Raw genomic sequence first — 21,781 nt, 5'->3', positions numbered from 1 at the left:
CCATGGCAACACTCGTTCTGACGACTGTCGGCACTGCTCTTGGTGGACCGCTCGGAGGCGCTCTAGGAACTCTCGCTGGGCGTGCACTCGACAACGCAATTTTCGGAGCGCCAAAGCATGAGGGCGCGAGACTGAAAGAACTTTCGGTCACTACCTCAAGCTACGGCAGCACAATTCCGCGACACTTTGGCACCGTTCGGGCGGCAGGCAGCATAATCTGGGCAACCGACCTTGTAGAGCACAAGGAGAAAAGCGGCGGCGGAAAAGGCAAGCCGAAGGTAGCTACCTACAGTTACACGACGTCATTTGCCGTCGCTCTCGCTAGCCGCCCCATCCAGTCGGTGGGTCGGATCTGGGCGGATGGCAATCTTCTTCGCGGCGCAGGTGGAGACCTGAAGGCGGGCGGCGAGATGCGCGTCTATCGCGGCTCTGAACGCCAAGCTCCGGATGGGCTGATCGCCTCGGATATTGGCGCTGGTTGCCCCGCATTCCGCGGCATCGCCTACGTGGTGTTTGAAGATCTGCAACTTGCCGACTTCGGCAATCGAATTCCGGCCCTGACTTTCGAAATCATCTCGGATGACGGCGCGCTCGACCTGGTCACGATGATCGGGGAAGACCTGAACCTGCAATCCAGCGTGCATATGGAGGGGCTGGCCGGCATCAGTCACGATGGCGGCAGCGAGCTTTCGCTGCTCGCCACGCTACATGCCGGCTATCCGCTTGCCATCGACGCATCGCGAGGCCGCCTGAGCGTTCATGCAGCCGTGAACGAACCTGACGCCACAGTGATTAATCTACCGCCCCCGATTGCCGACAGACAGGGAGATTTCGGACAAGCCACCGGCGCCAGTCGTTCACGCAAGGCAGGCAGCCAACGCAACGCTTTATGTTTGCGCTACTACGATCAGGAACGGGATTTTCAACCCGGTCTGCAACGCAGCCGCGGTATGGCAGGGAACGGCGCGATGGAAACCGTCGACTTTCCCGCTGGCCTGACGGCCGACGCCGCCAGACGGATTGCCGAAGAGATGGCAGAGCGAAACCTGTCGGGTCGGGAAAAGGTAGCCTATCGTGTTGGCACATTAGACCCGGCAATCCGCCCGGGTTCCTATGTCCGTCCTCAAGGCGAAACCGGCATATGGCAGGTCGCCGGTTGGGAATGGCGAGCCGCCGGGGTGGAACTGGACCTACGCTCGGTTCAGCTACGCAGCGGAAGCGACCTCAGGTCTGCTGGCGATGCGGGGGCTGACCGTAAACCCCGAGACCTCTCGAACGGCCCGACTCTTCTCAGTGCCTTCGAGCTGCCCTGGGACGGTGCAGGACGTGTGAACGAACGCAAGATCTACGCTGCCGTCTCCTCGGCGCACGAAGGCTGGGCAGGCGCGGCTCTGCACCTCGACGCGGGAGACGGCGTACTCGTCCCTGCGGGGGTTGCCGGGAAAACCCGTGCCGTCGTCGGCACGGTGCAGTCTGCAATCCCGCCCTCAACGCCGCACCTTTTCGATAGATCAGCACAAATCATGGTGCTCTTGGCCGATGAGGCGTTCGCCTTGTCCGATGCCTCGGCCCAGGAAATGGCTCAGGGCCGCAATCGGGCGAGGATCGGTGCCGAGATCATTCAGTTCGGCTCCGCTGTTCATCGGGGCGGCGGACTTTGGGAACTTACGAACCTGCTTCGCGGCCGCGGAGGGACTGAACATGCCATCGGCTCCCATATTCCTGGCGAAGACTTCATTTTCCTCGATGACGAACTCACGCTGATCGACAGTTCTGCTATTAGTTCGCTCGCCGATGTCGACGTGGTGGCATTGGGCCAGGCCGATCCACAACCTGTTCGATCGACAATTTCGGACAGCGGCTTGACCTTGCGACCCTTGACGCCAGTCAGGGCGCACTTCGTCGAAACCGATACCGGCGAAGGTTCATCAAAGTTGCAATGGACGCGCCGGTCACGTGGTGCCTGGGCATGGCCTGACGAGGTCGAAATTCCGCTCTCCGAGACTTTCGAGCGATATGAGGTTCGCTTCATCGATGCTGCACAAGACGTCCTCGCGTGGGAAGTTTCGCAGCCGCATCTCGAGCTAGATGCCACTACGATGGGGCAACTCGACAGCCGGCCCAAGCCAGCGAAATTCCAGATCAGACAGGTCGGCGACTACGGGCGGTCGTTGCCGCTTGAAGTCTCGTTCTGATATCATCTCCAGGAGATAAAAATGGCAGAGCCCATCACTTTCAATTCAGCCACGGCGAAATTTGCTCTCCCCTTCCTTCACGTCGCTCAGACCCAGAAAGAGGTTTTCGTAAACGAGGCACACGTGATCATGGATGCAATGCTGCACCCTCTTGTCGAGGGTGTTTCTGACCAGCCGCCAGTGTCACCCGCAAACGGCGAGTGCTGGATCGTCGCGCCCGGAGCAACCGCCTCCTTCGACAATCGAGACCACCAGATCGCTTGTTTTAATGAAGGACAGTGGATCTTTTGCCAGCCCGTTGAGGGCATGCGGGTCTTTGACAAAGCCCTCGGCGCCAACCGGTTCTATCGTGATGGCTGGAACGCCAACACAGTCATTAGCAAGCCTTCCGGTGGAACGACCGTGGATGCGGAGGCACGATCCGCCATCGACGGTTTGATCGACGCGCTGCAGCGATCAGGCATCGTAGGCTCATGATAGCGTGGTTACGAATTGAGCCTAACGGCGATTAAGTTCCGGCTTTTCAGGCAACTTCGTTGCTTGCGCACAATTATTCCCAACGATACAGATTTCCTGAGTGACTTTGGGCAATGTCGCCAAAGAACAAGGGGAAACGCGAATGCGTAAATTGATGATTGGTTTGGCGATGGCCTCGACGGTTCTCGCCATGCCAGCCTCTGCGCGCGACGGCGCATGGTATATCGAGCTCGATGGCGGCACGGCGCTCGTTGAAGACACCGACGTCGATATCGGAGCAGTCGAAAATGCCGCGAAGATCGACTGGGACTACGGCTACGACTTCGGCGGCATGGTCGGCTACGACTTCGGCAGCTTCCGCCTCGAGGCAGAGACCGCGTACAAAGGCTCGGACGATGACGGAGCAAACGTAGGCGGGACGGCAATCGCCGACGAAGACCTCCACGTGACATTCAATTCGCTCAGCTTCATGGTGAACGGCCTTCTCGACTTCGGTGACGACGAAGGCCTGCAGGGCTTCATTGGTGGCGGTGTCGGCGTGGCCCGCACGAATGTCGATGGTACAGGCATTGTCGACGATTCGGACACCGGCTTTGCTTGGCAGGCCATTGCGGGCATTCGCGCGCCGCTAACCGACAACTGGGACGTTGGCCTCAAGTATCGCTACTTCCGTCACGACGATATCGGACTGATCGATCTCAGCGGCGCGGAGTTCGAACACGACATCCGCTCGCATTCTTTAATGGGCACGCTGTCGTACAACTTCGGCATGGCTCCGCCGCCTCCGCCGCCGCCGCCCCCCCCGCCGCCTCCGCCGCCGCCGCCCCCTCCGCCACCGCCGCCACCGCCGGCAGCGGTCTGCAACACGGGTCCGTACATCGTGTTCTTTGACTGGGATTCGGCTGAGATCTCACCTGAGGCTGCAAGCATCCTCGACAGCGCCGTTGCGGCTTATGCCGATTGCGACAGCGTTCCGATCATGCTCGCAGGCTACACCGACCGTTCGGGTTCGGTGCAGTACAACATGGGCCTGTCCGAGCGTCGTAACGACTCGGTCCAGTCCTACCTCACGGCCCGCAGCATCCCGGCATCGGCCATCACGAGCGAAGCTTTCGGTGAAAGCAACCCGCGCGTGCCGACCGCCGACGGTGTTCGCGAACTCCAGAACCGCCGCGTGGAAATCACGTACGGTCCGGGTTCGGGCATGTAATTCTTTCCGATCATTCGGAAACGAAACAAGAGAAAGGGGCCGGTTCAAGCCGGCCCCTTTTTCGTTTCATCGATGTGATCGCATCAGGCGTAGGACAGCGGATCCTCGCGTCCCGCCTTGCTGAAGCCTTCCAGCCGTAACCGGCAGCTGTCGCATTGTCCGCAGGCGGTGCCGTCGGGCATCGGATCGTAGCAGGACCAGCTTTCCGCCGGATCGAGGCCCAGTCTGTAAGCTTCGGATACGATCTCCGCCTTGCCCAGATACTGCAAAGGCGCGTGGATCGTGAACTCTCCCCCCTGGGCCCCAGCCTTCGTTGCCAGACGAGCGAGATCGGCAAAACACTGGATGAACTCTGGCCGGCAATCGGGATAGCCCGAATAGTCGAGCGCATTGACGCCGATAAAAATGTCGCGCGCGCCAATCGCTTCGGCCCACGCCAGCGTCAGCGACAGGAACACGAGATTACGTGCCGGGACGTAGGTGACCGGAATATCCTCGCCGACGCCGCCCTTGGGCACATCGATGTCTGCGGTAAGAGCGGAACCACCGAAGGCGCGAAGGTCCAGCGGCAGAACCACATGCCGATCCGCACCAAGATTTGCCGCGATTTGCTTCGCACTTTCAAGTTCGCGGCGATGGCGCTGGTTGTAATCGATCGTCAGCGCGTTGAGCGAGAAGCCTCGTTCACGGGCGATCCCTGCGGTCACCATCGAATCCAGCCCGCCGGACAAGAGAACGACGGCGGGCGCTGCATTGTGCTGTTCAGTCATGTCGTGGAGCTAAGACGCGCCTTGGCCAGACGCAAGCCGGTTCAGACGTCGAGTTCGAAGACCTTCGAGCAGAAGGCACAATCGACGTGGATCAGACCGTCGTCCTCGCGCATCTCGGCCAGATCATCCGGCGAGAACCGCGAAAGGACGTCGCGGTAGTGCTCGACCGTGCAGCGGCACCCGCGCACGATCCGATCCAGCGCCTCGACACGCACAGTGTCTTCCTCATGGAACAGCCGCCAAACGATCGCTTCCATCGATAGTGTCGGATCGACCAGCTCGGCATGGCGAACGCTGCCTCCGATCACCGCGACATGTTCCCAGTCAGGGTCGTCGTAGCGCACGTGAAGACGCTCGCGCCCTTCTTCACCGTCCGGCAAATGCTGGATCAGGACACCGCCAGCAACGGTATGCGCACCTTCCGAACTGATCGCGACCCTCAGGACCGACGGCACCTGCTCCGACTGGCGAAAATAATGCTCGCAAGCCACGCTCAGCGTCGCGCCATCGAGTGGCACGACACCCTGATAGCGACCGCCAGTGGCCAGATCGAAAGTGATGGCAAGAAAAGCTTCGTTGCCAAACAGGGCCTTCAGGTCAGGATTGGCGCCCAGTTGCTCCAGCGCTTCCTTGTCATGCTGGACATAACCGCGCAGTTCACCCCCACGATAGTCGCAAACCAGCAGGCTGACCGCACCTTCCGATGCCCTAGCCTGCATCGTGAGCTGACCACCGGTTTTAACCAGTGAGCCCATCAGCGCGCAAAGCACGAGCGCTTCCGACAGCAGATTGCGGGCAGCGACCGGATAGTCGTGCGCCGAAAGGATCAGGTCGAGCGTCGGGCCCAGGCGAACAGAACGCCCACGCGCATCTCTTTCGGGCAGCGTGAAGGCGAGCACACGGTCAAAGCCGGTCTCGTTCTCAATGGCAGGCGGCGTATCGCTCACAGCTGACCGAACGCCCAGCGCAGTACGGACTTCTGGGCGTGGATTCGGTTCTCCGCCTCGTCCCAGACGACCGAATGCGAACCCTCGAACACGTCCTTGCTAACTTCGTCACCGACATGCGCAGGCAGACAGTGCAGAAAGACAGCATCCTCCTTCGCGTGAGCCATAAGATCGGCATTGACCTGATAGGGGCGCATCGCCGCCAGCTTTTCGGCAGCTTCCGCCTGGCCCATCGAAACCCAGGTGTCGGTGACGAGGACGTCGGCGCCCGCAGCTGCCTCGGTAGCATCACGGCACAACGTTACGGTTGAGCCAGCAGCCCGCGCCATTTGGACAAACTCTTCCTCGGGCTCGTAACCTTCGGGCACGCCGTAGCGGACGTTGAACTTCATCAGCGCCGCTGCTTCCAGCACCGAGTGCAGCACGTTGTTGCCATCGCCGAACCAGGCGACCTCAAGACCCGGCAGGGCCTTGCGATGTTCGACCAGTGTGAGCAGGTCAGCAACGATCTGGCAGGGGTGCGAGCGATCGGTAAGACCATTGATCACCGGTACGGTGGCATGGCGGGCCAGTTCCTCGATCTTGGCGTGATCGTCGGTGCGGATCATGATGGCATCGACCATGCGCGACAACACGCGCGCGGTGTCTGCGACCGTCTCTCCGCGACCGAGCTGCATGCTGCCCGCTTCCATGATGATCGAGCTGCCACCCAATTGCCTGATCGCCATGTCGAACGACACGCGCGTACGGGTCGAGTTCTTCTCGAAGATCATGGCCAGCACGCGGCCCTTGAGCGGTGCATCACTATCAGGCGCGCCCTTGGGCATACCGGCGCGCGCTTCCTTGCGATCGATGGCGTCGTTGATCATCGCCGCGATCGCGTCTCCCCCCGCATCCGAGAGGTCGAGGAAATGCCGCACGCTCACGGCGTGTAATCAGCCGCCCCGGCGGACAGCTTCTCCATGAATTCGTCGATGTGTGCATCTTCGATGACGAGCGGCGGCAGGATGCGGAAGACGTTGTCGCCCGCAGCCACGGTCAGCAAACCGTGATGGTCGCGCAGGTGCGCCACGAAGGGCCGGCTTTCGACCTTCATCTTCACGCCCATCATCAGGCCCATGCCGCGAACATCCTCGAACAGGTCGGGGTAGTTGCCGATGAACTGTTCGAGCCGGCCGCGCAGCTTTTCGCCCATCGAACGGACGTGCGCGAGGAATTCGTCGTTCGCCACGGCATCCAAAACAGCCTCGCCCGCAGCCATCGCCAGCGGGTTGCCGCCATAGGTGCTGCCGTGCGTGCCAAAAACCATGCCGCGCGCAGCCTTTTCGGTCGCGAGGCACGCGCCCATCGGGAAGCCGCCGCCGATGCCCTTCGCGGTCGCGAGGATATCGGGTTCGACGCCAAACTGTTCGTAGGCATAGAGAGTACCGGTGCGCGCCACGCCGCACTGAACTTCGTCGAAGATCAGCATCAGGTCATTGGCGTCGCACAGTTCGCGCAGGCCCTTGATGAAGGCATCGTCGGCAACGCGGATGCCGCCCTCACCCTGCACCGGCTCCACCATGATTGCAGCGGTGTGCGGACCGACGGCGGCCTTGGCGCCCTCAAGGTCGTTGAATTCGACGTACTTGAACCCGGGCAGCAGGGGCATGAAGCCCTTGTGCATCTTGTCCTGGTTCGATGCGCTGATCGTTGCCATCGTGCGGCCGTGGAAGGCGTTCTTGAACGTGATGATCTCGTAGCGTTCGTCGTTGCCGTCGTGCTGATGATAGGCCCGCGCCGTCTTCATCGCGGTCTCGACCGCCTCTGCGCCCGAGTTCGTGAAGAACACCGTGTCGGCAAAGGTCAGGTCGACAAGCCGCTGAGCCAGCGATTCGCCCTGCGGGCTGCCGTACATGTTGGACACATGCATCAGCGTTTCGGCCTGCTTCTGGATGGCGCCGATCAGCCCTGCGTGCGAATGCCCGAGAAGGTTCACCGCGATACCGCTGGCAAAGTCGAGGAATCGCCGGCCATCCTCGGAAACGAGATGGCAGTTTTCGCCTCGCACCGGCCGGACATCACAGCGCGGATACACGGGCATCAGGGGCGTAATCGACATTTCAGCGATCCTCTTACGGATATTTAAAAGAGAAATGGCGGCCCCCGGTGGGAACCGCCATTTTTCTGCATCTAGGAAATCCGTCCTGTTCGGTCAATCAACCGTAAGGCCGGACTTTACCGATGAGCGTCAGCCCTGAACGGGCACGAGGTTCACGGCCGAGTACTTGCCACGGCGGTCTACCTCGAGATCGAATTCGACGCGATCGCCTTCGTTCAGCTGCGACAGGCCCGAACGCTCAACCGCGCTGATGTGCACGAAAGCATCCTGCTCACCGTCATCGCGGGTGATGAAGCCGAAGCCCTTCACCGAGTTGAAGAACTTGACCGTACCGACAGCCTTTTCGCCAGTCAGCTCGCGCTGCGGTGCTGCGGGCTTCGCTTCGACGGGGATCACGTCGCCGACGACCTGAAGGTCGCTGGCCGAGATCTTGCCGCCGCGATCGACGAGGTTGAATTCCAGTTCCTGACCTTCAGCCAGACCTTCGAGACCTGCACGTTCGACCGCGCTGATGTGGACGAACACGTCCTCACCGCCGTCTTCACGCTGAATGAAGCCGAAGCCCTTGCCGGAGTTGAAGAACTTTACGACGCCCTTGCCGGTGCCGACAACCTGCGGGGGCATACGGCCACCGCCGCCACCACCGCCGCCGCGGAAACCACCACCGCCGCCCGGGCCGCCACGGAAGCCGCCGCGGTCACCGCCGCCGAAGCCACCACGGTCACCGCCGCGATCGCCGCCGCCGTAACCACCGCGGTCGTTGCCGAATCCGCCGCGATCGCGGTTGTAACCACCGCCACCACCGCCGCCGCCACGGTTATCGAAGCCCTGATCGTATCCGAACCCGCCCTGCGAGAACGGATCGTAATTGTCTTCACCGAAACCATCGCGTTTGTCGCGGCCACGACCGCGCCGACCTCTGTCATAACCCATAAATCTAAGCGTACCTTAACTCTCGCCCTTCCCTCGATCGCCATGGCCTGCGGACGGACAGAAACCGACGACTTCGGGCCGATACCTCGTGCAACGGCCCCTGACGGTGAGGTGTTATAAGGCATTTGGGAACCATTGGCGAACAATTTACGCCTTAATCGCCATTTTCCGGACACGATGGCACGAATAACACAGGTTCGGCACGTTCGAGATTACTTGCCACAGCGGCTGACCGGCGGCAGAAACCCGCGCCATGGACATCCTAGCCCTGCTTTCCGACCCGGCCGCCTGGGCCGCGCTCCTCACGCTCATCGTGCTGGAAGTGGTTCTGGGAATAGACAATCTTGTCTTCATCGCCATCCTGTCGAACCGCCTTCCGGAGCATCAACAGTCCAAGGCCCGGCGGTTGGGCCTTGCGCTTGCCCTCACCATGCGAATCTGCCTGCTAATGCTGATAGGATGGCTGGTCACGCTGCAGACACCACTGTTCGATCTGGGCATCACCGGCGCGCCCGGCCCTCATGGCGAGGCCACCTTCGAAACCGCTTTTTCGGGCCGAGACCTGATCCTGATCGCGGGCGGTCTGTTCCTGCTCTGGAAAGCGACGACAGAAATCCATCACTCGATGGACCCCGAGGGCGATTCCGGCACGATGCTGGACAAGAACACCGGCAAGGCCGTCGCCAGTATCGGGTTCGGCGCCGCGATCGCGCAGATCATCGCTCTCGATCTCGTGTTCTCTGTCGACTCCATCCTGACCGCCGTCGGCATGACCGACGAGATCCCGATCATGGTGACCGCCGTCGTCATCACGGTTGGCATCATGCTGGTCGCCGCTGATCCCCTTGCCCGATTTATCGAGAAGAACCCCTCACTGGTCATGCTGGCGCTCGCCTTCCTCGTCATGATCGGGCTTGTCCTGATTGCTGACGGGTTCGGTTTCCACGTTCCCAAGGGCTATATCTACGCCGCCATGGGCTTCTCCGTCGGTGTCGAGCTTCTCAACATGATCCAGCGCAATCGTCGCACCAAAGCCAATTCCATCAAGGACGTTACCGCATGAGCCAGTTCCGTCAGATCGACGAGACGATCTACGCCAGCCCCCAGATCACTGTCGACGAAGTTGCCGAGGCCAAGGCGCTGGGTGTGACGCTGATCGTCAACAACCGTCCCGAAGACGAATCCCCCGACCAGACGCCTGGTGCCGAGATTGAAGCTGCGGCCAAGGCGGCTGGCATCGACTATCTCGCCATCCCGATCACCCATGCGGGTTTCGGGCAGGGACAGGTCGATGCGATGCGCGAAGCTCTCGACAAGGCAGAAGGGCCGGTGCTGGCCTATTGCCGTTCAGGCACGCGTTCGACCCTGCTCTGGGCTCTTGCGGAGGCGAAGGCGGGCAAGAACCCCGCAGTGATTTCCTCCAAGGCATCGGGCGCGGGATATGACGTTTCGCCGATCCGCCAGCTGATCGACATGCTCAGCGCCGGGAGCTGAAAACATCACCGAAACGAAAAAGGGCCGGAGGCGAACCTCCGGCCCTTTTTCTTTGTGCTGATCCGGGGATCAGTCGTTGTAGGCGCGTTCGCCGTGTTCGCCGATGTCGAGGCCCGAAAGCTCGACTTCTTCCGAACTGCGCAGGCCGACAAGGGCCTTCACCACGAATGCGGCGATAAGCGTGCCGACCGTAGCCCAGACGATCGTCACGACGACGCTGAAGATCTGGATGCCCAGTTGGTCGACAAGACCGACCGAACCGTCACCGGGGCCGCCGAGGAACGGCTGGTAAACCACTGCCGTACCGATCGCACCGACAATACCGCCAACGCCATGGATACCGAAAGCGTCGAGCGAGTCGTCATAACCGAACTTGCCCTTCACCTTGGCCACGAAGAAATAGCAGACTGCCGACGCAACGATGCCGAGAAGGATCGCGCCGAAGGGCCCCGAGTTACCCGCCGCAGGCGTCACCGCGACAAGACCGGCGATCACACCCGAACAGAAGCCCAGAGCAGAGCCCTTGTGGCCTGCCATGCGTTCGATGACCATCCAGGCAAGAGCACCTGCAGCCGTAGCGACGAACGTGTTGATCATCGCAAGGCCGGCCGACCCGTCCGCTTCAAGCGCCGAACCGGCGTTGAAACCGAACCAGCCCACCCAGAGCAGGCCCGTGCCGACCATCGTCAGAGTCATCGAGTGGGGCGGCATCGGTTCATTGGGGAAACCGCGACGCTTGCCGACAAGGTAGGCAAGGATCAGGCCCGAGATACCCGCATTGATGTGCACGACAGTGCCACCGGCGAAATCCAGTGCGCCGTCTTCAAACAGAAGTCCCCCGCCTGCCCAGACCATGTGGGCGATCGGGAAATAGACGATCGTCAGCCAGATCGGCACGAAAAGCATGACCGCATTGAACTTCAGGCGCTCCGCCGTCGCACCCAGGATCAGGGCCGCCGTGATGGCCGCGAACGTCATCTGGAAGCTGATGAAGACGTATTTGCTGATCACCTCGTCCGTGAAAGTGGCCGCCGTGCTGCTGGCATCGGTGCCGGACAGGAAATAGCTGCCGCCGGAAATGAACAGGCCCAGCGTCCCTTCATAGGTCGTATCGCCAAACGCCAGCGAATAGCCCCACATCACCCAGATCAGCATGGCAAGAGCAGCCGTGGCGCCAATCTGGGTCATCGTGGAAAGCATGTTCTTCGAACGGGTCAGGCCGCCGTAAAACAATGCAAGGCCGGGAATGATCATGAGCAGGACCAGCAGCGTCGCGGTCATCATCCAGGCATTGTTACCGGGGTTGGGTACAGGAGCGGCCGCCTCTGCAGCCTCCTGCGCGAAGGCAGTGGTGGCGAAAAGCAGCGATCCCGCAGCTGCGCCAACACCGCAAAGCATCTTGCGGTTCATGAGAGTCCCTCCGTCTAAACGCTAGAGCGCGGTGTCGCCTGTTTCGCCGGTGCGGATGCGCACAGCCGATCCCAGGTCGAGCACGAATACCTTGCCGTCACCGATGGCATCGGAGTTGGCCGTACCCTGGATCGTTTCCACGATCTGCGCGGCGAGCGCGTCCGACGTGGCGATCTCGATCTTCACCTTCGGCACCATGTTCACCGAGTATTCGGCGCCGCGATAGATTTCCGTCTGACCTTTCTGACGACCGAAGCCCTTGACTTCGGAGACCGTCATGCCGGCCACGCCAAGCGATCCGAGCGCTTCGCGAACTTCCTCAAGCTTGTGCGGCTTGATGATGGCGATGACATATTTCATCGAAATTGCCCCTCCTGCTGCAATTTCCGGCAAGTTGCCGGGCGCGACACTGATGCATGACTTTCAGCTTTAGGCAAGCGGAGTGTCGGCCAACTGTCACAAGGGCCAACAAAAAAGGGCCGGAAAGCGGCTGGCTTTCCGACCCATTGAGTTACGTTCGCAGGAGGAACGTTGTTATTGGCGGGGTGGGGAGAGGAGAGGAGGAACCACCCCGCCAAAACTGGTGTGGGAAATCGTCAGGCGTTGACGAATTCCGGGTAGGCTTCGACGCCGACCTCGACCTTGTCCATGCCGAGCAGTTCTTCTTCGGCGGTCGGGCGCAGACCCATGACCATCTTCAGGATGAACCACACGATACCGGCAGCGATCGAAACGAAGACGCCCGTGGCGACAACGCCGGTGATCTGGGCAACGAACGGAACGTCACCGTTGGTCAGGCAGACGGCCAGCGTGCCCCAGATACCTGCGAACAGGTGAACCGGGATGGCGCCGACGACATCGTCGATCTTCAGCTTGTCGAGCATCGGGACCGCGAAGACCACGATCGCGCCGCCGATGCCGCCGATGAGCAGCGCCATCGGGACCGACGGAGTGAGCGGTTCTGCGGTGATCGAGACGAGGCCAGCCAGCGCGCCGTTGAGCGCCATGGTGACGTCGATCTTCTTGTACATGATCTGCGTCAGGATGATCGCGACAACCACGCCGGCGCAAGCCGCCATGTTGGTGTTCACGAAGATCTTCGACACGTCCGAAACGTCGCCAACGGTGCCCATTGCAAGCTGCGAAGCACCGTTGAAGCCGAACCAGCCGAGCCACAGGATGAACGTACCCAGAGTTGCGAGCGGGATGTTCGTACCCGGGAAGACGTTGACCTTGCCGTCGGGACCATAGCGACCTGCACGGGCGCCAAGGATGATCGCACCGACAAGAGCAGCCCAGCCACCGGTCGAGTGGACCAGCGTCGAACCAGCGAAGTCGGAGAAGCCCATCTGGTCAAGGAAGCCAGCGCCCCATTCCCAGCTGACGACGGTCGGGTAGATCACGCCGGTCAGGATCACGGTGAAGATCAGGAACGGCCAGATCTTGATGCGTTCAGCCAGCGTACCCGAAACGATCGAGGCCGTGGTGGCGCAGAAAACCATCTGGAAGAACCAGTCCGAAGCGACCGAGTAACCGGTGTCGACGTCAGCTTCACCAACGCCCTGCATGGCGTAGGGGATCGAACCGAACGAGAAGTAGCCGTTGAAGTCGCCCGGATAGGCGATGCCGTAACCGATGACCCAGAACATGATGCCCGCGATCGAGTAGAGCGCGATGTTCTTGAGGCACTGCATCGAAACGTTCTTCGAACGCACGAGACCGGCTTCGAGCATGGCGAAGCCGGCGGCCATCCACATGACGAGGAAGCCGCCGATGAGGAACAGGAGAGTGTTGAGGATGTAGGCAGTGCCGCCGCCGACCATTTCGGCAGCCGGTACGGCTTCATCCTGTGCGAAAGCCGCGACCGGCGCGACCAGGGCAGCGGCAGCAACCGCGCGCATGCCCCATTTCATGGTGTTACGATCCATTGGGATTTCCCTTCGTATCAGAGCGCGGTGTCGCCGGATTCGCCGGTGCGGATGCGCACGGCGCTGGCGAGGTCGAGCACGAAGATCTTGCCGTCACCGATGGCCTCGGTGCTGGCGGTCTGCTGGATGGATTCGATGATCTGCGGCGCAAGCGCATCGCTTGCGGCGATCTCGATCTTCACCTTGGGCAGCATGTTCGTGGAGTATTCTGCACCGCGGTAGATTTCGGTCTGACCCTTCTGACGTCCGAAACCCTTAACCTCGGTAACCGTCATGCCGGCGACGCCCAGCGAGCCCAGTGCCTCGCGTACTTCGTCCAGCTTGAACGGCTTGATGATGGCGATGATGAATTTCATCTCAGCCCCCTTGTTGCCTCCCGGCCCGTCTGCCGGTGCCAGCTATTCTGCAAGGGGCGTGCCAGTTTGCCGCAAGTGCGAAAATTGGCCGTTTTCAGCCGATTCGGCGCAGTAACCTTCTGTTCACATTTGCGCACGGATTCCGTGCATGCGAACAACGCTGCTCAAATTTTGTGCAAGTGCGCGCTCAGGATTTGAGCGAGAGGGTCGCCCACACCGGCAAGTGATCAGACGCGCGCGAGGCCAGCAGGCTGTGATGGACGCCGCTGTCGACCATGTCCCATTGGTGGCTGGCGAAGATGCGGTCGAGACGGGCGATCGGCCGGCGCGTCGGGAAACTGGGCCCGCAATCGGGCGAGTGCCAACGATCCCGGAACAGGCGGAGCATGCCGCCGGTGCTGGACCATTCGTTTGTGTCGCCCATGACCACGGTCGGGCAATCATGCTCGCAATCTTCGAGATGCGCGAGGACAGCCTCTGCCTGATGACGGCGGCGAAAGCCGGACAGGTCGAGATGCATGCCGATTGCGCGCACGCGTTTCCCGCCATGCTCGATATCGACGCGCACGGCCCCGCGCGGCTCTAGCGTGGGCAGGATCAGCGGATCGGTCTCGACCACGCTGATGTCCTTTTTCAGCAGAAACGTATTGCCGTGCCAGCCGAGGCTGCCGGGCCTGATACCCAGCGCGATGGGGCGATAAGAGGAATCCTCGATACGCGCCCTTGGCAGGACGCTTTCCCGTTGCCCAAAGCGACGGTCGCATTCCTGCAGCGCGACCACATCGGCATCGAGTTCGTGCAGGACCGACAGGATGCGATCGGGATCGCGCTTGCGGTCCAGCCCCACGGCCTTGTGAATGTTGTAGCTGGCGAACTTGAGCTGCATCGACCTGACAACGAACGAAAAAGGCTTCGGGTTCAACCCCCGAAGCCTTTTGCCTAGCAGCCCTTGCGAACTGCCACCAGAATTCGTGCGCTTTACGCTCAGTCGCGGCGCTTGATCCAGTCGATGCCGCGACGAAGCAGGTCGTAATAGACCGGCAGTTCCCACGCGCAGCGATCGACCGTCGGCCACCAGTCGGCCAGCGGCTGGAGATCATAGTGCCCGCGGCAATGGCCGAGCGTGTTGTAAAGGACCGCGCCCTTGCCGCGTTCCTTGATATACATGACGGGGTGGATGCCCGGCGCGTCCGCAGCCTCGGCAAAACCGGTGCCTTCCTCGGTACACTCGGTCTCCAGCAGGACATGCAGGTCTCCGTGCGTTTCGAGGTGGTAGAGCTCGTCCGTCGTCTCGAAAGGTTCGACGCCGGTGACGAGTTCATGATCCGGATCCGCGACCGTCACCGTATAAGGCGCGATCGGCGGGTGGGTGATGAACTGGCTGCCCAACACGTCCATGAAAAGCTGCGCTTCACGCGGGGCGTGGAACAGCCCGTCGTCCATCAGCTTCAGGATCGAGTTCGTGCCGTGCAGCGCGTAGTAGCGCCCACCAGCCTCGATCCAGTCGCGCAGCGTTTCCTGCGCTGCGTCCGAAGGGACGACATTGCAGGTGTAGCTGATGAGGATGTCGGCTTCGCGGATCGCGTCGAGGTTTTCGAAATCCTCGAACACGCGAGTGCGAACGCGCGGATCCTCGGCCAGCAGCTTCAGCAGTTCCAGCCGCGCAAAGTCGATGTCGTGCCAGACACCGCCCGCGATCAGCACGCAGTCAATGCGCGCCGGGTGGTTCTTGTCCGTAAACTCGGCGAGCGGGTCCGGCCCGTGGTCGATCCTTTCCATCAGGCCTTCGAGCCTCCGAGTTCACCGTTGATGTACTTCATCATGGTGTCCTGGAACTGGCGAATGCGGATTTCCTGGTAGTTGCCCAGCTGGACCTCTCCATTCTTCGAGGCATGGAGGCCGTCCTGCACGTAAGGCAGGTTGTCCATGTCCTGTTCGAAGACGTCGGCAAGAATGCCGAGTTCAGGCGCCTCGGTCCACTTCTGGTCAAGGGTCAGGAACTTGCGCGGCGCGGCGGCAGGCTTGGGATCGCCCTTCTTGACGCGGGCGAGGATCCGTACGTCCATAACACAGGTATCGGGCGTCTTGCCGGGGAACCAGCTATATACGATGTTCGGCATGAAGCCGCCCCACGGGGCGAAGTTCGGGAAGACGTTGTATACCAGGGCGTCGAGCACCTCGGCATCGGTCGCGTCCGAATGGTCGTAGCCCGTGGTCTCGGTATAGACCTGGCGCATCTGGTCGCCCAGCGCCTCGCGCGCGGTCTTGCCCTCGGGCACCTCGATCGCCATCGGGTTGCCGGTGGGGTCGTAGTTGTCAGAGCTACGACCGTTGTACTTGATGAACTCGTCGACGATCCACTGCTCGCCCTGCCCTTCTTCAAGGTGCGGGCTCATGATGCCGAAAGGCACGAGGTTCACGTTGATGTTGTCGCCCCAGGTCCGGTACGCGGCGTTGGAGTCGCCCGTGAACGGCAGAAGCTGCGGGTGCGTGACGATCGTGTGCCAGGACTCCATGAAGGCTTCCATGACGATCTTCCAGTTGGCCGGGACTTCCTTCGCGACGTGCATGACCGTCGCGCATTCGTCGTGGCGCCAACGCTTGAAGTGATCGGGCAGCGGGGCGAGGTATTCCTCGAGGCTCGGCCCGCCCTTTTCCTCGCGCAGGAAGACATAACCCTGCCACGTCGCCACTTCGGCATCGGGCAGGTCCATGTTCTTCTTTTCAAGGTGCGGGAAGTCCCACTGGCACGGCGCGTGGTTGAACGTGCCGTCCTTGTTCCAGGTGAAGGCGTGGAACGGGCAGGTGAACTTGTCGGCCGAACCGTCCTCGGTGCGCAGCTTGCGGCCGCGGTGGAGACAGACGTTGTGCATGGCGCGGATCGAACCGTCGTCCTGGCGCACGACGAGATAGCTGCGGCCAGCGTTTTCATAGACGACGAAATCGCCGGGCTCGTTCAGCTCTTCCTCACGGGCGCAGAACTGCCAGACATAAGGCCACATGCGCTCACGCTCTTTCTGCGCGAATTCCTCGCTGGTGTAGCGTTCGGCCGGGATCGGGTCGGAGCCGCGATATTCGTATGCTTCCTCGGTCAAAATATCCGGAGCGGGACGGGAATCGCGCTCCATCAACTCGTTCCAGCTGATGCCTTCGCTGCGGTCCTCGCCGAACTTTTCGGTTACGTCGATGTCGGACATGCCTTCGATCCTCTAGGTTCTTGTGAGCCGGACGAAATCTCCGGAATTTGCCTTACCTTGGCCATTGGCAAAGCGTGCGTCACCTTGCCGAAGTCATAGGTTGTCATCCGCTGCCAGTCGGCCAAATCTGAAGACTACGGATAAGATTGGAGCAGGATAATGTCCGACAGGCTTTCAGGCAAAGTGGCGCTCGTAACGGGCGGCACGGCGGGAATCGGTGCAGGCGCCGTAAGGCGGCTGGCTGCCGATGGCGCCAAGGTCATCTTCACAGGTTCGCGCGAGGAAGCGGCACGCCCGCTTTGCGAGGAAACCGGTGCCACTTTCTTCTCGCACCGGGTGCAGGACGCAAAGGGGTGGGAAGAGCTTTCGGCGATGATCCGCAAGGACTTCGGCCGCCTCGACATCGCTTTTGCCAATGCCGGCACCGAGAAGGGTGACAGCAGCGTCGAGAACATCGCACTGGATGACTGGAACTTCATCGTGGAGGTCAACCAGACCGGCGCGATGCTGACCTGTCAGCATGCGATCCGGATCATGAAGGACAATCCCGGCGGTCCGACCGGTTCGGTCATCATCAACAGTTCGATGAACGCCCACCGCGCGATGGGCAACTACATGGGCTATTCGGTCACCAAGGCCGCCGTTGTCGCGCTGGCGAAGTCGGCAGCAAACTACTGCGGGCTTGCCGGCTACAAGATCCGCGTCAACGCGGTGCTTCCCGGCGTGGTCGAAACGGAGTTGATTACCAACATCATGAACTCGCAGGAGGATCCGGCGGCGGCCCGTGCCATGTACGAAGGAATGGCTCCGCTGAACCGCATGGCCACGGTCGAAGAAGTGGCCGCACTCGTTGCCTTCCTCGGGTCTGACGAGGCTGCGTTCATCTCCGGCGGGGAATACACGATCGACGGAGCCACCACGGCCGGGATGTCGGGCGTATGAGCGGCGAACTTGCAGGGCGCGTGGCGCTTGTCACCGGCGGCGTACGCGGGATCGGTCTCGCCGCTGCAGAAAAGATCGCAGCCAAGGGTGCGAAAGTCTGGATCGGCGATCTTACGCCCGAAGACGATGCCGCCGTTTCACAGGCGCTGGAATCGATTGGCGGAGGGGCGGCCTATGTCCGCCTCAACGTCACCGATGAACAGTCGTGGATCGATGCCATCGCGAAAATCGAGGCTGCTGACGGACGTCTCGACGTCCTTGTCAACAATGCCGGCATCGACGGCACGGGCCGTATTCAGGACATGAGCCTTGAGCTTTGGCGCAAGGTCCAGGCCGTGAACAGCGACGGCGCATTCCTTGGCGTGAAGCACAGCTTCGCACTGATGGAAAAGAGCGGCAAGGATCGCAAAGGCGGCTCTTCGGTGATCAACGTCAGCTCGATCATGGGCTTTGTCGCGTTCCCCGAAAGCTCGGCATATTGCGCGTCCAAGGGCGCGATCCGCCTTTTTACCAAGGCCTGTGCGGTCGAATTCGCCGCATACGGCGTTCCGATCCGCGCAAATTCGGTCCACCCCGGCTTCGTGCAAACGCCGCTTCTGGACGAAGGGTTCGATCGCATGGTGTCGCGCGGAGTCGCGGAAAAGGCTCAGGACCTGAAGGATCAGGTGGCGTCTTCCACGCCGGTCAACCGGCTGGCCGACCCTGATGAGATCGGGGACGCCGTCGCTTTCCTCGCTACCGAAGCATCCAGCTACATGACCGGTTCGGAAATGGTCGTCGACGGCGGCTATCTGGCTCGTTGAGCCGACAAGGGAGGGGCACATGACGATAGCATTGGAAAACTGCATCGCCCTCGTCACGGGGGCAACGGGCGGCATCGGTCGCGAAATCGTGAAGGCCATGAAGGCCGCGGGCGCAACCGTGATCGCCACCGACATCGCCAGCGACGGCGATCATGGCGGGGCCGATCACTACTTCCAGCAGGACGTGACGAGCGAAGACGACTGGGACGAGATCGGCGCCTTCATTTCCGAGACTTACGGGCGGCTGGACGCGCTAGTGAACAATGCCGGCATCTCGATCGTCACGAAGCTGGAGGACACCCCGCTTTCGGAGTTTCACCGCGTCAACGCAGTGAATGTCGATGCTGTGGTGCTGAGCGCGCAGGTCCTGCTGCCGCTGTTGAAGGAAGGTGGCAAGGCACGCGATGGCGGTGCCTCGATCATCAACTTCTCCAGTGTCGGCGGCCTTCGCGGTGCGGCGTTCAACGCAGCCTATTGCACCAGCAAGGGGGCGGTGAAGATGCTGAGCAAGTGCATGGGCGCGGAGTTCGCGGCGCTCGGCTACAACATCCGCGTGAACAGCGTGCACCCGGGAGGGATCGACACTCCGATGCTCAGCAGCATCATGGAACGCTATGTCGAACTGGGCGCAGTGCCGGACGTCGATACCGCGATTGCCGGCATCAAGGCCAACCACCCGATCGGTCGCATGGGCCGCCCCGGTGAAATGGCCGGCGGTGTCGTCTTCCTCGCTTCGGAAGCATCCAGCTTCATGACCTGCGACGAGCTGGTCATGGACGGCGGGTTCAGCCAGGTCTGATCCCGCCCATCCAGGGCATCAGGGCTTCGCGCCCTCTGCAATCCACTGGCGGATGTCGGCGATCTGCTGATCTGTCAGCGGCGCGCCAGCAAAAGGCATCCGCGATCCGCTGCCGCCATTGTCCAGGTGCGTCCCCTCGATCTTCATGACGAGATAGGACGCATCGGGATCCCCCGCCTTGACGCGCAGAATGTCGGGCGCTTCCTCAGACGGCACGCCAACAAGGTTCTCGATCGCCTTTGCAGGGATGAGCGAGACGTTGCCCTGCTCCTGCCCCGTCAGGTGGCAGGTTGCGCATTGCGCCTGAAAAGTCGGCGCGACTTTCTCTGCAAAAAGTGAGGGGGTCGCCGTCTCTTCTGCCGGCGAAGGCGCTTCATCGGCGCCGCCGGAACATCCGGCCAGCGCAAGAAGCGACATGATTATCAGGTTGGTCTTCACGCTCATGCCTCCACCGCGTGCTTGGCAGCGATATAGCCGAATGCAACTGCCGGTCCGATCGTGCCCCCTGCCCCGAGATAGGCCTGACCAGTCGGCGCGGAAATGCAGTTGCCAGCCGCGTAGAGCCCCTCGATCGGCTCACCGTTCGCGCCCAGCACTTGCGCATTGGCGTTCACTTGCGGCCCGCCAGCGGTATCGAGCGTGCCCGGTGCGAGGACGATGGCGTAATAGGGCCCGTTGTCGGCAAAGGGATGCATCGTGATGTTCGGATAGGGGTTTTCCGGCTGCGCGGTGCCCTGACGGCGGGCCGAGAACAGCAAGTGCCATTCGCGGTCGTAGAGATATTTGCCGCGCCCGAAATCGGCATCGACGCCCGACTTCGCGAAGCCATTGTAGCGGGCGACCGTCTGGCGGACTTTGGCGGCCCAGTCGTCTGAGAGCGCGACACCGCCCGTCTTGCCAGACCAGCCCGCAAGCTGCGCCGAGATCTTGCCCGCAAGCGCGTCCCAGCTATCTGCCTTCAGCAAGTGCGGCTGTTCCTTCTCGTCCATCGGGAACGGGAATGCCCCTCCGAACGCATCGATCGAGCGCGCATCGAACAGCATGAACATCAGGTGGTTGGGATATTCCTCGTGACCCGGATCGTACGGGAAATGTGCTTGCGTCCGGTCATTGTAGTCGCGCTTTTCGTTGACGACACGCTCCCCGTACTTGTTCACGAGGATCATGGAATCGCCCGGCAGCACGAATGCGCCAAGGCCGACCGCGCGCGATGCCAATGCCTCGCCCAGCACGACCTGACTACGCCAGCCCAGTCCCATGCTGCCCATCTTCGCGCCGGCTTCCTGCGCCAGCGGAACGAAGTCGCCGGTCGATCCGGGCAATGAGCACGAGCCATAGACCGCAGGCTGGTGGATGTTGCACAAGTCGACGTTGTGCGAATAGCCACCGGTGCCGAAAACGACGCCCTTTTCGGCCCTGATACGCAGCTTTTCGCCGCCCCGCTCCGCCTCTACGCCGACGACGCGGCCATCGCTGTCCCTGACGATCTTCGTGACCGCCGTGTCCAGCATGACCGGCACGTTTTGCTTTTCCAGATAGGCGCCAAGCTGGCGCGCAAGGCTGCCGCCGCCCTCTGTCGAACCGGAGCCGACCGAAGGCTCCAGCGCGCGGCCTGTCGGCACCTTGTTTTCGGGCAAGTGGTCGGCATAGTCAGGCGCGGGCTTGTCCACGAAGAACATGCGGAACTGCTTGAACTGGACCGCGTCCAGCTCGCGCAAGTGGTCGATCGCCTCGCTGCCCTTGTCGTAGAACGCCTCGAGCGTGCGATAGCGCATCTCATCGAGGCCGAGTGTCGGGCTTGCCGGATCGTATTCCCGTGGGAAGCCGTAGCGCGTGGCATAGCGTAGCGCGTCTTCCTTCTTGTCCTCAATCCCCTGCTCTTTTAGCAGGAAGTGGTTGAATATCCAGGTCACGCCGCCCGACTTGGCCGTAGTACCGCCGGGGATCGGCATCTTCTCAAGCACCAGCACTTTCGCGCCAGCCGCCGCCGCAGTGACAGCCGCCGTGCCGCCTGCCGCGCCGCTTCCTACGCACAGGACGTCGCAAGTTTCGTCCCAGGTCTCGCTATCCGCGCTCGACCCGCGGCTGCACGCAGCAGTCGTTGCCACGACAGCCGCAGCGCCGCTTCCTGCCAGCATCCGCCGCCGGCTCAGTCCGATAGATTTAGCCATGGATCCAGTCCCACCCCTCTACATTCTGGGAGCGAGACTGCCATCACG

22 protein-coding genes are annotated in these 21,781 nt (G+C 61.6%); 8 read left to right on the top strand and 14 right to left on the bottom strand.

What is annotated here, in order from left to right; all coding sequences use genetic code 11:
- The first annotated feature begins 2 nt into the window (after positions 1 to 2).
- From KIH45_RS00525 to KIH45_RS00515, 3 genes are all read left to right on the top strand, one after another.
- Positions 3 to 2,195: a phage tail protein gene (locus tag KIH45_RS00525; RefSeq protein ID WP_213174069.1), complete on the top strand. Its 2,193-nt coding sequence runs from the start codon at positions 3 to 5 to the stop codon at positions 2,193 to 2,195.
- A 21-nt stretch (positions 2,196 to 2,216) separates the two neighbouring features.
- Positions 2,217 to 2,672 carry a DUF2793 domain-containing protein gene (locus KIH45_RS00520; protein WP_213174068.1) on the top strand — a complete coding sequence of 152 codons (456 nt, stop codon included), beginning with the start codon at positions 2,217 to 2,219 and terminating at the stop codon, positions 2,670 to 2,672.
- 142 nt (positions 2,673 to 2,814) lie between these two features.
- A complete protein-coding gene (locus KIH45_RS00515) occupies positions 2,815 to 3,882 on the top strand; it encodes an OmpA family protein (protein ID WP_213174067.1) in 1,068 nt (355 codons plus the stop codon).
- Between the two features lie 83 nt (positions 3,883 to 3,965).
- On the opposite strand, the gene queC is transcribed toward KIH45_RS00515, so the two are convergent.
- The 5 genes from queC to KIH45_RS19305 form a co-directional block, all read right to left on the bottom strand.
- On the bottom strand, positions 3,966 to 4,652 hold the full coding sequence (gene queC, locus KIH45_RS00510; protein WP_213174066.1) for a 7-cyano-7-deazaguanine synthase QueC: 687 nt from the start codon (positions 4,650 to 4,652) through the stop codon (positions 3,966 to 3,968).
- A gap of 41 nt (positions 4,653 to 4,693) precedes the next feature.
- Complete coding sequence (gene hslO, locus KIH45_RS00505) at positions 4,694 to 5,599, bottom strand: Hsp33 family molecular chaperone HslO (protein WP_213174065.1); 906 nt, start codon at positions 5,597 to 5,599, stop codon at positions 4,694 to 4,696.
- On the bottom strand, positions 5,596 to 6,525 hold the full coding sequence (argF, locus tag KIH45_RS00500) for an ornithine carbamoyltransferase (RefSeq protein WP_213174064.1): 930 nt from the start codon (positions 6,523 to 6,525) through the stop codon (positions 5,596 to 5,598). The genes hslO and argF overlap by 4 nt, the downstream gene beginning before the upstream one ends.
- Entirely contained in the window at positions 6,522 to 7,700 is a 1,179-nt protein-coding gene (locus KIH45_RS00495; RefSeq protein WP_213174063.1) for an aspartate aminotransferase family protein, read from the bottom strand. Before KIH45_RS00495 ends, argF begins: the two co-directional genes overlap by 4 nt.
- 129 nt (positions 7,701 to 7,829) lie before the next feature.
- Positions 7,830 to 8,633 carry a cold-shock protein gene (locus KIH45_RS19305; RefSeq protein ID WP_213174062.1) on the bottom strand — a complete coding sequence of 268 codons (804 nt, stop codon included), beginning with the start codon at positions 8,631 to 8,633 and terminating at the stop codon, positions 7,830 to 7,832.
- A gap of 253 nt (positions 8,634 to 8,886) precedes the next feature.
- Between KIH45_RS19305 and KIH45_RS00485 the strand changes: the two genes are divergently transcribed.
- Both KIH45_RS00485 and KIH45_RS00480 read left to right on the top strand, forming a co-directional pair.
- The gene (locus tag KIH45_RS00485) at positions 8,887 to 9,696 is read left to right on the top strand and encodes a TerC family protein (RefSeq protein ID WP_213174061.1); all 810 of its coding nucleotides are present in this window, start codon (positions 8,887 to 8,889) and stop codon (positions 9,694 to 9,696) included.
- Positions 9,693 to 10,127, top strand: coding sequence for a protein tyrosine phosphatase family protein (locus KIH45_RS00480; RefSeq protein WP_213174060.1), 435 nt, complete (start codon positions 9,693 to 9,695; stop codon positions 10,125 to 10,127). Before KIH45_RS00485 ends, KIH45_RS00480 begins: the two co-directional genes overlap by 4 nt.
- A 69-nt stretch (positions 10,128 to 10,196) precedes the next feature.
- On the opposite strand, the gene KIH45_RS00475 is transcribed toward KIH45_RS00480, so the two are convergent.
- The 7 genes from KIH45_RS00475 to KIH45_RS00445 all read right to left on the bottom strand — a co-directional run bounded on the left by KIH45_RS00475 (position 10,197) and on the right by KIH45_RS00445 (position 17,018).
- Positions 10,197 to 11,537: an ammonium transporter gene (locus KIH45_RS00475; protein WP_213174059.1), complete on the bottom strand. Its 1,341-nt coding sequence runs from the start codon at positions 11,535 to 11,537 to the stop codon at positions 10,197 to 10,199.
- Positions 11,538 to 11,558: 21 nt separating this feature from the next.
- Positions 11,559 to 11,897: a P-II family nitrogen regulator gene (locus KIH45_RS00470; RefSeq protein ID WP_213174058.1), complete on the bottom strand. Its 339-nt coding sequence runs from the start codon at positions 11,895 to 11,897 to the stop codon at positions 11,559 to 11,561.
- A gap of 236 nt (positions 11,898 to 12,133) precedes the next feature.
- Positions 12,134 to 13,465 (bottom strand): ammonium transporter, encoded by a 1,332-nt coding sequence (locus KIH45_RS00465; RefSeq protein WP_225899567.1) that lies wholly within the window; start codon positions 13,463 to 13,465, stop codon positions 12,134 to 12,136.
- Between the two features lie 17 nt (positions 13,466 to 13,482).
- Entirely contained in the window at positions 13,483 to 13,821 is a 339-nt protein-coding gene (locus KIH45_RS00460) for a P-II family nitrogen regulator (protein ID WP_066765395.1), read from the bottom strand.
- Between the two features lie 187 nt (positions 13,822 to 14,008).
- Positions 14,009 to 14,707, bottom strand: a complete 699-nt coding sequence (locus tag KIH45_RS00455) for an endonuclease/exonuclease/phosphatase family protein (protein ID WP_213174057.1) — start codon at positions 14,705 to 14,707, stop codon at positions 14,009 to 14,011.
- A 98-nt stretch (positions 14,708 to 14,805) separates the two neighbouring features.
- Positions 14,806 to 15,600, bottom strand: a complete 795-nt coding sequence (locus KIH45_RS00450) for a ThuA domain-containing protein (protein ID WP_213174056.1) — start codon at positions 15,598 to 15,600, stop codon at positions 14,806 to 14,808.
- Positions 15,600 to 17,018, bottom strand: a complete 1,419-nt coding sequence (locus KIH45_RS00445; protein WP_213174055.1) for an aromatic ring-hydroxylating oxygenase subunit alpha — start codon at positions 17,016 to 17,018, stop codon at positions 15,600 to 15,602. The genes KIH45_RS00450 and KIH45_RS00445 overlap by 1 nt, the downstream gene beginning before the upstream one ends.
- Before the next feature lie 159 nt (positions 17,019 to 17,177).
- Here KIH45_RS00445 and KIH45_RS00440 point away from each other — a divergent pair, with 159 nt between their 5' ends.
- The 3 genes from KIH45_RS00440 to KIH45_RS00430 are packed head-to-tail and all read left to right on the top strand — an operon-like array spanning position 17,178 to position 19,562.
- Positions 17,178 to 17,960, top strand: coding sequence for an SDR family NAD(P)-dependent oxidoreductase (locus tag KIH45_RS00440; RefSeq protein WP_213174054.1), 783 nt, complete (start codon positions 17,178 to 17,180; stop codon positions 17,958 to 17,960).
- Positions 17,957 to 18,763 carry an SDR family NAD(P)-dependent oxidoreductase gene (locus KIH45_RS00435; RefSeq protein ID WP_213174053.1) on the top strand — a complete coding sequence of 269 codons (807 nt, stop codon included), beginning with the start codon at positions 17,957 to 17,959 and terminating at the stop codon, positions 18,761 to 18,763. Before KIH45_RS00440 ends, KIH45_RS00435 begins: the two co-directional genes overlap by 4 nt.
- Positions 18,764 to 18,782: 19 nt before the next feature.
- Positions 18,783 to 19,562, top strand: coding sequence for an SDR family NAD(P)-dependent oxidoreductase (locus KIH45_RS00430; RefSeq protein ID WP_213174052.1), 780 nt, complete (start codon positions 18,783 to 18,785; stop codon positions 19,560 to 19,562).
- A gap of 18 nt (positions 19,563 to 19,580) precedes the next feature.
- Here KIH45_RS00430 and KIH45_RS00425 read toward each other — a convergent pair whose 3' ends face one another.
- Together KIH45_RS00425 and KIH45_RS00420 are read right to left on the bottom strand one after the other, a co-directional pair.
- Positions 19,581 to 20,006, bottom strand: a complete 426-nt coding sequence (locus KIH45_RS00425) for a c-type cytochrome (protein ID WP_225899566.1) — start codon at positions 20,004 to 20,006, stop codon at positions 19,581 to 19,583.
- Positions 20,003 to 21,733, bottom strand: coding sequence for an FAD-dependent oxidoreductase (locus tag KIH45_RS00420; protein WP_213174051.1), 1,731 nt, complete (start codon positions 21,731 to 21,733; stop codon positions 20,003 to 20,005). Before KIH45_RS00420 ends, KIH45_RS00425 begins: the two co-directional genes overlap by 4 nt.
- Positions 21,734 to 21,781 lie beyond the last annotated feature (48 nt).

The organism is Croceicoccus gelatinilyticus, assembly GCF_018398395.1.
In the GTDB taxonomy this organism is placed as follows: domain Bacteria; phylum Pseudomonadota; class Alphaproteobacteria; order Sphingomonadales; family Sphingomonadaceae; genus Croceicoccus; species Croceicoccus gelatinilyticus.
Note: the sequence above shows the minus strand (reverse complement) of the source record. Positions and strands in the feature narration are given on the sequence as shown.

What these genes read in the sequence shown, in the direction of transcription:
- KIH45_RS00525 (WP_213174069.1), top strand. Translation starts at nt 3, where the DNA reads ATGGCAACACTCGTTCTGACGACTGTCGGCACTGCTCTTGGTGGACCG.
- KIH45_RS00520 (WP_213174068.1), top strand. Translation starts at nt 2,217, where the DNA reads ATGGCAGAGCCCATCACTTTCAATTCAGCCACGGCGAAATTTGCTCTC.
- KIH45_RS00515 (WP_213174067.1), top strand. Translation starts at nt 2,815, where the DNA reads ATGCGTAAATTGATGATTGGTTTGGCGATGGCCTCGACGGTTCTCGCC.
- queC (WP_213174066.1), bottom strand. Translation starts at nt 4,652, where the DNA reads ATGACTGAACAGCACAATGCAGCGCCCGCCGTCGTTCTCTTGTCCGGC.
- KIH45_RS00495 (WP_213174063.1), bottom strand. Translation starts at nt 7,700, where the DNA reads ATGTCGATTACGCCCCTGATGCCCGTGTATCCGCGCTGTGATGTCCGG.
- KIH45_RS19305 (WP_213174062.1), bottom strand. Translation starts at nt 8,633, where the DNA reads ATGGGTTATGACAGAGGTCGGCGCGGTCGTGGCCGCGACAAACGCGAT.
- KIH45_RS00485 (WP_213174061.1), top strand. Translation starts at nt 8,887, where the DNA reads ATGGACATCCTAGCCCTGCTTTCCGACCCGGCCGCCTGGGCCGCGCTC.
- KIH45_RS00480 (WP_213174060.1), top strand. Translation starts at nt 9,693, where the DNA reads ATGAGCCAGTTCCGTCAGATCGACGAGACGATCTACGCCAGCCCCCAG.
- KIH45_RS00475 (WP_213174059.1), bottom strand. Translation starts at nt 11,537, where the DNA reads ATGAACCGCAAGATGCTTTGCGGTGTTGGCGCAGCTGCGGGATCGCTG.
- KIH45_RS00470 (WP_213174058.1), bottom strand. Translation starts at nt 11,897, where the DNA reads ATGAAATATGTCATCGCCATCATCAAGCCGCACAAGCTTGAGGAAGTT.
- KIH45_RS00465 (WP_225899567.1), bottom strand. Translation starts at nt 13,465, where the DNA reads ATGGATCGTAACACCATGAAATGGGGCATGCGCGCGGTTGCTGCCGCT.
- KIH45_RS00460 (WP_066765395.1), bottom strand. Translation starts at nt 13,821, where the DNA reads ATGAAATTCATCATCGCCATCATCAAGCCGTTCAAGCTGGACGAAGTA.
- KIH45_RS00455 (WP_213174057.1), bottom strand. Translation starts at nt 14,707, where the DNA reads ATGCAGCTCAAGTTCGCCAGCTACAACATTCACAAGGCCGTGGGGCTG.
- KIH45_RS00450 (WP_213174056.1), bottom strand. Translation starts at nt 15,600, where the DNA reads ATGGAAAGGATCGACCACGGGCCGGACCCGCTCGCCGAGTTTACGGAC.
- KIH45_RS00445 (WP_213174055.1), bottom strand. Translation starts at nt 17,018, where the DNA reads ATGTCCGACATCGACGTAACCGAAAAGTTCGGCGAGGACCGCAGCGAA.
- KIH45_RS00440 (WP_213174054.1), top strand. Translation starts at nt 17,178, where the DNA reads ATGTCCGACAGGCTTTCAGGCAAAGTGGCGCTCGTAACGGGCGGCACG.
- KIH45_RS00435 (WP_213174053.1), top strand. Translation starts at nt 17,957, where the DNA reads ATGAGCGGCGAACTTGCAGGGCGCGTGGCGCTTGTCACCGGCGGCGTA.
- KIH45_RS00430 (WP_213174052.1), top strand. Translation starts at nt 18,783, where the DNA reads ATGACGATAGCATTGGAAAACTGCATCGCCCTCGTCACGGGGGCAACG.
- KIH45_RS00425 (WP_225899566.1), bottom strand. Translation starts at nt 20,006, where the DNA reads ATGAGCGTGAAGACCAACCTGATAATCATGTCGCTTCTTGCGCTGGCC.
- KIH45_RS00420 (WP_213174051.1), bottom strand. Translation starts at nt 21,733, where the DNA reads ATGGCTAAATCTATCGGACTGAGCCGGCGGCGGATGCTGGCAGGAAGC.